Source organism: Mojavia sp., assembly GCF_059505145.1.
The window spans coordinates 383709-394443 of the sequence record NZ_JCACKA010000074.1 but is presented as its reverse complement, the minus strand read 5'-3'; the positions used below and the strand labels follow the sequence as shown (position 1 = coordinate 394443).

At 42.5% G+C, this 10735-nt stretch carries 7 protein-coding genes; 3 read left to right on the top strand and 4 right to left on the bottom strand.

Going from position 1 to position 10735, the window contains the following annotated elements; translation table 11 throughout:
- The 3 genes from AC5JL8_RS20870 to AC5JL8_RS20860 all read right to left on the bottom strand — a co-directional run.
- The coding region (locus tag AC5JL8_RS20870; protein ID WP_495881580.1) for a coiled-coil domain-containing protein at positions 1-713 on the bottom strand (713 nt) is incomplete at its 3' end.
- Between the two features lie 649 nt (positions 714-1362).
- Entirely contained in the window at positions 1363-2649 is a 1287-nt protein-coding gene (locus tag AC5JL8_RS20865) for an inorganic phosphate transporter (RefSeq protein WP_495881579.1), read from the bottom strand.
- Positions 2650-2707: 58 nt separating this feature from the next.
- On the bottom strand, positions 2708-3766 hold the full coding sequence (locus AC5JL8_RS20860; protein WP_495881578.1) for a zinc-dependent dehydrogenase: 1059 nt from the start codon (positions 3764-3766) through the stop codon (positions 2708-2710).
- Positions 3767-3943: 177 nt separating this feature from the next.
- On the opposite strand from AC5JL8_RS20860, the gene AC5JL8_RS20855 reads away from it, so the two are divergent.
- From AC5JL8_RS20855 to AC5JL8_RS20845, 3 genes are all read left to right on the top strand, one after another.
- Complete coding sequence (locus AC5JL8_RS20855; RefSeq protein WP_495881577.1) at positions 3944-5710, top strand: FAD-dependent oxidoreductase; 1767 nt, start codon at positions 3944-3946, stop codon at positions 5708-5710.
- A 109-nt stretch (positions 5711-5819) separates the two neighbouring features.
- Positions 5820-6062: a heterocyst-inhibiting protein PatX gene (gene patX, locus AC5JL8_RS20850; RefSeq protein ID WP_495881576.1), complete on the top strand. Its 243-nt coding sequence runs from the start codon at positions 5820-5822 to the stop codon at positions 6060-6062.
- Positions 6063-6579: 517 nt separating this feature from the next.
- Entirely contained in the window at positions 6580-7281 is a 702-nt protein-coding gene (locus AC5JL8_RS20845) for a polysaccharide deacetylase family protein (RefSeq protein WP_495881575.1), read from the top strand.
- A gap of 250 nt (positions 7282-7531) precedes the next feature.
- On the opposite strand, the gene hetF is transcribed toward AC5JL8_RS20845, so the two are convergent.
- Positions 7532-10060: a cell division protein HetF gene (gene hetF / locus AC5JL8_RS20840; RefSeq protein ID WP_495881574.1), complete on the bottom strand. Its 2529-nt coding sequence runs from the start codon at positions 10058-10060 to the stop codon at positions 7532-7534.
- Between the last annotated feature and the right edge of the window lie 675 nt (positions 10061-10735).

The following is a 10735-nucleotide window of genomic DNA, read 5'->3' as shown; positions in this document are numbered from 1 at the left end:
GGCTCAGAAGGTTGCAGGATAGTTGGTGGTGATACTTTTGCTGCTTGCGGCTCAGGAGGTTGCAGGATAGTTGGTGGTGATACTTTTGCTGCTGTGGGTGGAGTAGCTTCAATCGTTTTTTGCAACCCTTGCAAACGGTTAATCAACTCTGCTAATATTTCTTCCCCTTGCTGTTGTTGGTTGTGCATCCGAGACAACTGTTGGGAAAGATTACTTTGATAGTTCTTCAGTTCTTGTTGCAGGGAATTAAAGGTGATGGTGAGGGTATCATCCAAAGAACCAAGCAGCTGTTCTACATTCTCATTATTGTTAATTTTCTGGTTGCTATTTGTCTGGACTGTCTCCAGGACGGCTCTCTCGTATTCGTGGGAGTTTTGTTCTAGTGTTTGGGTTGCTAAAGTCGTCAGTGAAGATTGCAGTTGCGAAGATATGTGCTTTGCCAAGGCTTCTGCCAGCTGACGGATTAACACCTGCTGCTCTGTGATTTGACGCACCTGTTGTAAATGCTCTTTTTCTTCGTGCAGTCGTTTAATGTCATCGTTTAAACGGTTTTTTTCCGCCTGAAGCCGCTTTACTTCTTCCTGTAATGACCTAAGCACGTGCTGTTGAAGATTTTCCAAGTCTTCTACAACAGCCCAGAGAGCGTTTTCTGCTGCCCTGGATAGATCGCCTCTGACTCGCGGGTTGTCTGGTTGCTTCTCAAATCGCCCCATTAGCTTCTAACCTCTAACATTTTGACGATAAAGCTGCTTCCCGTATAATTGCTTGGCGCTCATAGTTGTTTCCTGTATTTTGTCAGATAAACCAAAAATTTTAACAGGACTTACGCATATCACCGTAATTCTGTCATGCTGACCGCAGGGTTGGCAAAGCATATAATTTAGCTCACTACTTAGTAAACTGCTTTTCTTTCAGCATTACAGGCCAGCATTCCGTCAAATTTAAACAAATCATTTATTCCTAAGAGAGTTTTTTAGGAAAAAACTTAATCCCAAAGTAATACATATTATTTTTGTGGGAATAGTAATTGTTAAATTCTTATGAATGCGTAGTTTGCTACCACAACAAGATTCTCGGAGTTGTTATTATTCTCTTGAAATTCGTGCCGAATGTAGCTTATGCGACAGTTTATATCTCTAATCAGAATTAAATTAATTGATTGCAGAAATTAAAAATATTGCTATCTCCTAAAAAATATTCTAGTGAATTAGCAGCGATTGCGCGGAGCGCAGTGCCAAAGGCAATCGCGCCAAAAGCTCTTTGCCTGTAATATTCATAATTCCGTATTTTTGAACTTACGGATACAGACGAAGGGAAACATCATAGAAATATTAATAATTAAAGAGAATTCAGGCGGAATTTTCACAAAAAGAAAATTTGGGCAATGCTAAAGATAGCAGCACTGAGAACTGCGCTAGCAGGCACTGTAATTAGCCATGCGGCAGCGATACTTTTGAGAGTTTGGAATTGAATCGACTTGATGCTTTGCACCAGTCCAATACCAACAACACCACCGACTAAAGCGTGGGAAGTGGATACAGGTAATCCTAGCCGGGAGGCAATTAAGATGGTAGTGGCGGTTGCTAGTTCGGCACAAAATCCACTACTGGGCTGCAAGGCAATAATATTCTCGCCAATGGTGGCGATGACTTTTTTACCCCAGATAGCTAAACCGCTAACAATGCCGACACCGCCTAGTATTAAAATCCATATGGGGATATTAATGCCATCTGTAGGTACACTACCAGTCCGATTGATGTAGGCGATCGCAGCTACAGGTGCAATTGCATTCCCAATATCATTAGAACCATGAGCAAAGGCCACAAAGCAAGCGCTCAGCAGTTGAAAGCGACCAAATAAGCGCTCAGTAGGATTGGGGATTGGGTACTGGAGATTAGGTACTGGGGATTGGGAAGAAAATTTAACCTTGTTTTCTAAATCTTTCCAACTGTAGAAGGTAAGACTAACTGCTGCTGTTGCACCTGTGAATAGTGGAACATCGTAAGCAGGTATGTTTAATCCAACTTGGTCAATCAAAAAATGTGTTAGAGGTTGAGTGAGTGATGGTAGCACTATCACACCAAATACCGCCATTAAGGCCACACTCAACCAAGGAATCCACTCTTGTAACTGTGCCAATTGATTTGGTTGTTCTAAAATCCAACGTTTGATTTGACTGTAGAATAGAGCGGCAATTGTGCCACTAATTAACGGCGTTAAAATCCAGCCGATGGTAATTAAGCCAATTGATGACCAATTGATCGCACTAAATCCCAAGGCTACCCAACTAAAACCAGCGATCGCACCCACAACCGCATGAGAAGAGGATACAGGCAAACCCTGTGAGGTGGCAATAGAAAGCCACACGCCAGACGTTAGTAACACTGTTACCATCCCAATTATCAATGTTTGAGGCGTAGCTGCAAATAAGGCAGGATTGGCAATTTTCGTCGCTAGGGTTTGCGTTACCTCCTGCCCAAATAATACAGCACCCGCAAACTCTAACACCCCAGCAATGATCAGTGCCTGTGTTAGGGTGACAGCTTTGGAACCGACAGAGGTTCCCATGGCGTTAGCAACATCGTTAGCGCCAAGATTCCAAGCTACATAGAAAGCTAGTAAGGCAACTGTAATTAGGGTAATAGACATTGTTATTTGCAGTCAGAAAGATATGAGGGACGGGGAGAAGAGTTAATTTACCTTGTCTTTAATCTGCTGTTTGGGGATAAATTAAGATTTTGTAGGTTTCAGGTGTGGGAGCGATCGCTTGAGCCACAGCTTTTGATAAATCTTGTAATGGATAGCGATCGCTAATTAATGCTTCTACATTAATGCGTCGATTAAATACAATATCAGCCGATAAACTTTGCAGGCGGTACGATGAACTGTAACTGCCCATTAAGTCAATTTCTCGTCGGTAAAGAATATTCGGATTGATAGGGATTTCCACTTCGTCGGGAAACTCTGCGAAAAAGAGGATTTTACCGCCTTTACGAGTACAGTCCAGCGCTTGAAAGAAAGCTTTATCACTGGGGACAGCCAGTAAAGCAACATCAACCCCCATGCCATCAGTGAGAGCATGAATTTTTGCAGGTAAATCAGGATCGCGGGCATCAAAAGCCGCTTCTGCACCAACGTTTAAAGCTTTTTCAATTCTAGAGGGCAATAAGTCGGTGGCGATCGCTTTAGCACCGAAATACTTCACTAACATTACAAACATTAACCCAATTGGCCCCGCACCAGTCACCAAAATGGTTTGTCCAGGAGCAATTTGGGCTTTTTTTACTGCCTTCAAGCAACAGTTAGTTGGTTCTACAAAACTCGCTTCTTCAAAACTTATATGATCTGGAATCGGAATTAATCCCCTATTTTGGACAATATGACCGGGTACTTTGACATACTCGGCAAAACCGCCGCCACTGGCATTAAATCCTGCTGTAGTGGAAATGTTTTTATAGACATCACACATCGAAAAATTTTCATTTAGGCAATAGGCGCAACGCATACAGGGTATGTGGTGCATTACCGCCACTTTTTGTCCTACTTGCCAACCTTTAACCCCAGAACCTACCGCTGCAATGATCCCAGCAGTTTCATGCCCAAAAATCCGCGGCGGTTCATACAGAGGATAACGAATTTTTTTAATATCTGACTGACACAATCCTACTACCCGCACCTGTACCAGCACTTCATCCGGTTCCAGAGTCGGTACTGGAATCTCTTCGTAGGAAAGTTGATTGACGCCTCTAAATACCTGTGCTTTCACGTTGATTTTTCACCGCTCAACGTTATTAGATGTAACATTAGTCGTCAACTTTAAGCTATCTGGTTTGCAATTTGTTTGTTTTAACTTATTCTCAAGATCCAAAACAATAAATAAATTATCTTGTCTAATGTCAACTCAGCTGGGCAGAATATGTCGAAACTCTAGTGAGGTTAGTAAATGGTGAATCAGACATATCAAGCTGATGTCTTAGTTGTGGGTGGCGGAGTTGGTGGTACGGCTGCTGCTATCCAAGCGGCACGACGGGGAGCCAAAACTATCTTGGTAAGTGAATTTCCTTGGTTGGGGGGAATGTTAACCTCGGCTGGGGTATCTGTACCTGATGGTAATGAATTAGAAGCCTTTCAGACGGGATTGTGGGGTGCTTTTTTACAGGAATTGCAACGCCGTCAGCCAGGAGGTTTAGATAACAGCTGGGTGAGCTTTTTTAGTTTCGATCCCCGCATTGGCGCAGAAATCTTTGCGGATTGGGTAAATGAGTTACCAAATCTGCATTGGATTCATGGACAAGTCCCCTTAGAGGTTTTTCGGCATGGAAGTTGTGTAACTGGCGTTCGGTTTGCTGATTTTATTGTTAAAGCCAAGATTATTCTCGACGCGACAGAATTAGGAGATTTATTGGCTTTGGCTGAGATACCTTACCGCTGGGGTTGGGAATGGCGATCGCAATGGCAAGAACCCAGCGCGCCAGAAAGTCCTAATGAGATTACAGAAAAATATCCAGTACAAGCGCCCACTGGGGTAGTGATCATGCAAGATTTTGGTACAAGGGTGGCCCTAGAAATCCCTACTGCCCCTAACTACGATCCATCTCAGTTTGTCGGTGCTTGGGATGGCTACGGTGGAGAGCAATTTTTAAATTATGGACGCTTGCCAGGAGGTCTATTGATGATCAATTGGCCTATTCGTGGCAATGATTATGGCGAAGGATTAGATCGACTGCTCAAGTCGGAGCCAACTAGACGTGAGTTTATTCAAGAATGCCGCTGGCACAGCCAAAATTTCGCACATTTTATTCAAAGCCAGCTTGGTCATCGCTACGGCTTGGCAGAACAGGTTTTTCCCGATTCCCATACAGCTTTTGCACTGCATCCCTACTACCGAGAAAGTCGCCGCTTAGTGGGGATAACAACTATCCAAGAACAGGATATTTTGCCTGTAGCAGGGGGTAAAGTTGCATCCTTGAACATAGATGCAATTGCTGTTGGTAACTACCCTAACGACCATCATTATCCTGGCTACAACTTCCCACTACAACCTAAATCTATCCGCTGGGGGGGGCGTTGGACTGGAACTCCCTTTACAATTCCCTACACTTGTTTAATTCCAGCAGCAACAGATGGGTTCTTGGTTTGTGAAAAGAATATTTCTGTTTCCCATATTGCTAATGGGGCAACCAGATTGCAACCTGTGGTTATGGGCATTGGACAAGCCGCAGGAATGGCAGCAGCTATGTGCGCTGAGATGAATTGTCAGCCGAGGGATTTACCAGTAAGGGCGCTGCAAGCAGCTTTATTACAAGATGAACGCTCAGCTGCGGCAGTCCTACCTTTGTTTAATTTAATGCCCGATCATTCAGAATGGCTGTACTGGCAGAAGTATTACTTAGATAACCCAGAAGCTTATCCGCTTGATGGCGATTGTCCTTGTTCATCATTGGCTCAATCCTATTACCTAAATGACAAAGATGTATTAACAGGTATTAATAACTGCTTCACAGGTATTTTCCATCGTCAGAATCAGCAAGACTACAGATTCACCATAACTGCATCATCAGCACATCAAGAACAAACTTGGCAACTGGTAACTTTGCGATCGCATATTAATGAACAACTACAAGCTTATCCTCAAAAACAATTATTAACAGTTTGGGGTCGCCTGAACGTTGCTGGTAATTGGTTACTAGTGGAACATATATATGTTTAAAAAAATTATTTATTTTTAGTAAAAAACATCCTTATTTAAGGAATTGTCCGGATACGCTAATAAAAAATCAGTAGCAGGGAATAAGAGAGTTCTAAAATATTCATCTGTTATGCGTGCTGCAATTTCAATTTTAGTCTCAAGTCTGGTAGTCGGCTCCTTCACTTTGAACTGCCAAGTGACTAAAAATCGCTCGTCCCATCTACTGCTTGCCTCTTCTACCTCTGATTTGCAACAGTTGCTCTCGGTAAGACCTAAACCCAGACCTAACCAGCCAGAAAAGCCTGCGCCACATCGCGGTAGCGGGCGTAGAGAGTTAATGAAAAATTACGGTAATATGCATACTCCTATTTAACAACCCCAGGAATAAACCTCTTTTCGAGGCAGCAATTTCTGGGGATCAAGCAAGTTAAATTACAGTTGTATAGGGTGTTATGCTTAACATCCTTGACCAAAAAATTTGAGAAAATAAATCACAACTAATACACAAACGAATTCAGCATTTATCCTGGATTTCATCCGTAATAGTTGTATATATAAAGCTTTTAAAATCTTAAATTGAGAATGTGAAGCAAACTGAGTACCTGTTTTGATTGCATTATCCCCTGAATTGCCATGGCTCGCGCTTCTAATTCCTTTCAAATCAAGGATGCCACCGAGGTTATCAGTTCAAAACAAGGACATCTAAACAGAGGCTAGCAATTTCCTTGATTAGGTAAACTAGCTTTGAAACTCTTTAATTAAACTTAAAACTTGACATAATTATTGTATAACGCGGATTTTACACGATCTAATTGTAGATGTGATTTATTAATGCATGGGTATAAGCTAGGGTTTTAATACAAGACCTTAAAGTAGCCAATAAAATTAAAATGCAATTTGCGCCTCTATTTCCAATCCTGTATCGCATACTCCAACCTACTTTCGCCAACTGCCTTTGGAGTGGAGATCGAAATTCCAAGGCGATCGCACTTACTTTTGATGATGGCCCCCATCCGCATTACACACCCCAAGTATTAGCAGTTTTAGATCGTTATCAAGTTAAAGCCAGTTTTTTTTGGTTAGGTAGTTGTGTCAACCGCTCGCCAGGGATAGCTAGAGAAGTGTGCGATCGTGGACACTGGATTGGATTACATGGTTATGAACATCGCTCTTTTCCTATGCTCTCCCCGATTCAATTGAAAGAGAGTTTAGAAAAAACTCAAGCTGCTATTCACAGTGCTTGCAATCTACTACCTGAACAAGTACAGGATGTCCGACCTCCCAATGGTTTATTTACACCTAAAATTTTAAACTTATTTTTACAGTGGAATTATCGCCCAGTTATGTGGAGCGTTGTACCAGAAGACTGGGTAAGACCAGGAGTCACTACTGTAGTACAGCGAGTTCTCAAACAGGTAGAAAACGGTTCACTAATTGTCTTACATGATGGTGCTTTTGGTGGTCAAGATGCTGCTGCAACAATACAAATTTTGATTCCTCAGCTTTTACAACAAGGCTATAAATTTGTGACTGTTGATACTCTATGGCAGCAAATTAAAAACAATCAACAAATGATATATAATGCCCACTAGATTTACTAAAAACAAATTGCTAAATATATATCGGTAGTTTAAAAATAGAGATAGTTAGCAAAATATTTAAGTTATTGTGTTTCAAAATACTTGGTAATGCAATGATTTCCATATTAGTGGTTCATCGCACAAATTTTGTGGGCTGAAATAACTGGTGATTACCATCATTGCAACATTGCCTATGTATTGAAACATCCAAAATGAGGACGCATTCATTCTTAGCGTTCTATTATTTTGAAAATCGAATTGCTTACTGTTTCTTAGCTTTTTCCTGAAGTAGCGATCGCCAATCAGCAATTGCCTTTTCTGTCCACAACCAATTACTACTCAATTTATTGATCTGGAAATTTACTGGATCATCCTTAATAACCATTTGGCGTAGCTTGATCGCTTCATTAATATATTGGGACTGTTTAGCAACTGGTTGATTATATGCAGATTTATACAGTCCCAGTGCCAACCCAGCATAGGAAGTTAAAGCATCCTTAGGCATCGTTGCTGCCTTTGTGGATACTACTGTAGTAGTAGCAATGTTCTGTTGTTTGAGAGCTAAATTCAAAGCCTTAAACCAAGAGTCATTAGCTCGATTCAGATTTTCTTCTGCATAGTAAGCAAATCCTAGAGCATTGTTATATAAAAATGAATCTGGGTTAGCTCTAACAGCGCTTTCCCAATAACGCCGAGCATCATCAATACTGTATTTTTTATCTTTATCTTTAATTTGGACAGACTGCCAAGCTAATCGTCCTTTAAAGAAATTGACAGCAGGATTATCGGCCTGCTCTTCAGGAACAAGATTAAGTGCAGTTTCAGCAGATGGAAGTACGCCACGGTTGAGTAGTTCTTCCACAGCCTCTAGTCCAGCTTGCAAATCACCTTGGCTCAATTTTTCCGTAGCGATAGCTGTGACAATTCCAGTTGGAGCCGCCTGTAAATCGATTGGAGGTTGTTGGGTTGTGAGAGACTGATTGGGAATTGGCGGTATTTCAGGCAACCTTGATAATTGTCTATTCTGCCACCAACTTAAACCTACGACGACTGCGATCGCACTTGCTCCTACTATACTCAGAACAGGCCAAAACTGGCGCCTTCGCTGGCGCTGTTTCGTCGATAAGGTAACTTTTGATGAGGTAATAGGGAGATTCTCCCAATCTCCTTCAAAGTTCTCAGAGGCTTGAGATGTTGTTGTCGGATCTTCTCCCCACAAGCTTGCTTCATGATCAAGACCATTCATATTCTCAGAAATCGGTCTTGTCTGAAGATTATTTTCTGCAAGCTGTTGCACAAGTTCCGCAGCCATAGAAGATTGCTCAGACGCAGCTTTTTGATCATCTAGTTGGCGAAACAAATCCGAAACTAAAGCTGAGTCTTCTGCATAAGATGGATCATCATATTCAATTTCATCAACCAGATCACCCCAAGTCTCTTCACCCAGCCAATCCAGCTCAGAGGAACCATGTGGTAGACCAGAAGGCGTCATTTCCTCAAAGGCTAAAGGTATCTCGGTTTCATCTGCCACAGCAGAGTACATCGCGCTAGGAGTTACCCTCACAGGCGGATTATACTCATTGAGGGCTTCTGCACTTGCAGGTATTGCTGGGCTGAGAAATCCATCAAATTCTGGCTGGAGATATAAAATTGGTAACGCCCAGTACATCTGATGAGAACCATAGGCAGAAATTAATCCCTGACGCACCCGACTCACACACAAGTCTACAGGATATCCCTGATTCAGGTTACGGTAAAACAATTGTGTCAGCGTCAATGCTACTTCATCGGGAATCCGTTCTGACATGGCTAAGACACTCCTGAGACCGCGCTTCACCAGGCTTTCTGTAAGGTTTCGTTCGCCTGTTTCCCCAGTAGTGTCTGCGGTAGCCCTATATGCCCCCAAACAGGAGTTAAATACTGCCATTTGGATATTATTGTTGACGAGTAAACCCGCCAAATCGTCTCCACTTAAAATTTCCGTCAAGCCTGTTCTATGACTAACAAGATAAATTTCACCACCGTTCGGGCCTAAGTTACTATGACCGGAGTAGTGCAAAACATGATATCGTCCTTGTTCTAGAGCTTGCGTCAATTCTTCCCGCCCTGGTTGGTCTAGCAGGGTAAGTTCGATATCTGGGAGATAATTGCCACCTTCAGTAGTCCGTGGTGCATGACGGTTAAGTTCAGCTTGTAGCTTGATAGCCTCATGTTTGAGCAAATCTAGACGGACTTGATCTGTAGGAGACGCGATGACCATCAATACTTTGACGCCAGTGTCTTCCAGCGGTTGTGGTATGTTTTTTGAAGGCAAACGAGATGCCGACAGAATTCCACTTTGGTAGCGAGAAAAAGCGACATAAGGGCCAGTAGCCAGAGGACGATCCCCTGCATGCATCACTTCCCAAGGTAAACGAGCTAATCTAGTGTCTTTTAGCCCCAAACGTAGACGTAATACCTGTTGGTGATTCTGGGCAATACCTTGCGCTGTAATCCAACTATCTCTGAGAGTGCCTTGAAATAGTGCATTATAAAATTGCTGACCCAACGCTACTAAGTTGACAGAGTTTCTGGCAATGTCGCTTTCGCGGCCGTTAGAGGCGAACACATCCCCCTGCAACACCGACTTTAAAGGGTCATTCATCAAATGCCCAGCAGCTGCTAACCAATCAGCTACGGGCCAAGTCACCAGTTCTTCTGCCAATGGCACCCCAGGCGCGACTTGTTCCGTCCGCACCAAGTAGTCATTTTGCCCTACTGGGGTTACGGAAATGTGAAATTCCTGGGTCACAACTTCTCCTAGTCGCCTCCTAAATTTGATTTGAAACGCGAAAGTGTCAAGTCGATTCTTCGCTCCTTCTGATACCTTAGATGCATTCGCTCACTGAATGTTTCTGAATCATCATAATTTTGCTTTTTCCGCTTTTACAACTTTATCCGGATTAGTTTGCATCTGGCTAGAACACTTAAATGGTAGATGCACCTTGATCTTCAACTCCCCTAGTCGGCGAATGCCCACAGGGGATTTTTTTTCGACCTAATAACCTTCACCGCAGATAATCTTCACCAGAGAATGGTGATTTGCTCTAGAATATCCGCTTGATGCACCTCATTTATCCTACTCCCCTAGCTAACAAGCACTCGATTTTTTTGACACATAAGTCAAATATACCTTTTGCTAGATTCATCCGGAGTATAGTGGTTAACCCCAGAACAATTGATTGGTAGATGCACCCTGATAACTAACTCCCCTGGTTGGCTAACGCCCACTGGGGATTTTTTTATGCTTGGTTAACAACACACTCAATGTATGCAAATTTGTCCGGAGTATGCTGGTTAACCCTAGAACAATTAATTGGTAGATGCACCCTGATAACTAACTCTCCTAGTTGACTAAAACTCACTGGGAGATTTTTTTATGGTAGAAATAATGGCTAACCGCTAATTGTGAGAATTTCATCCGGAG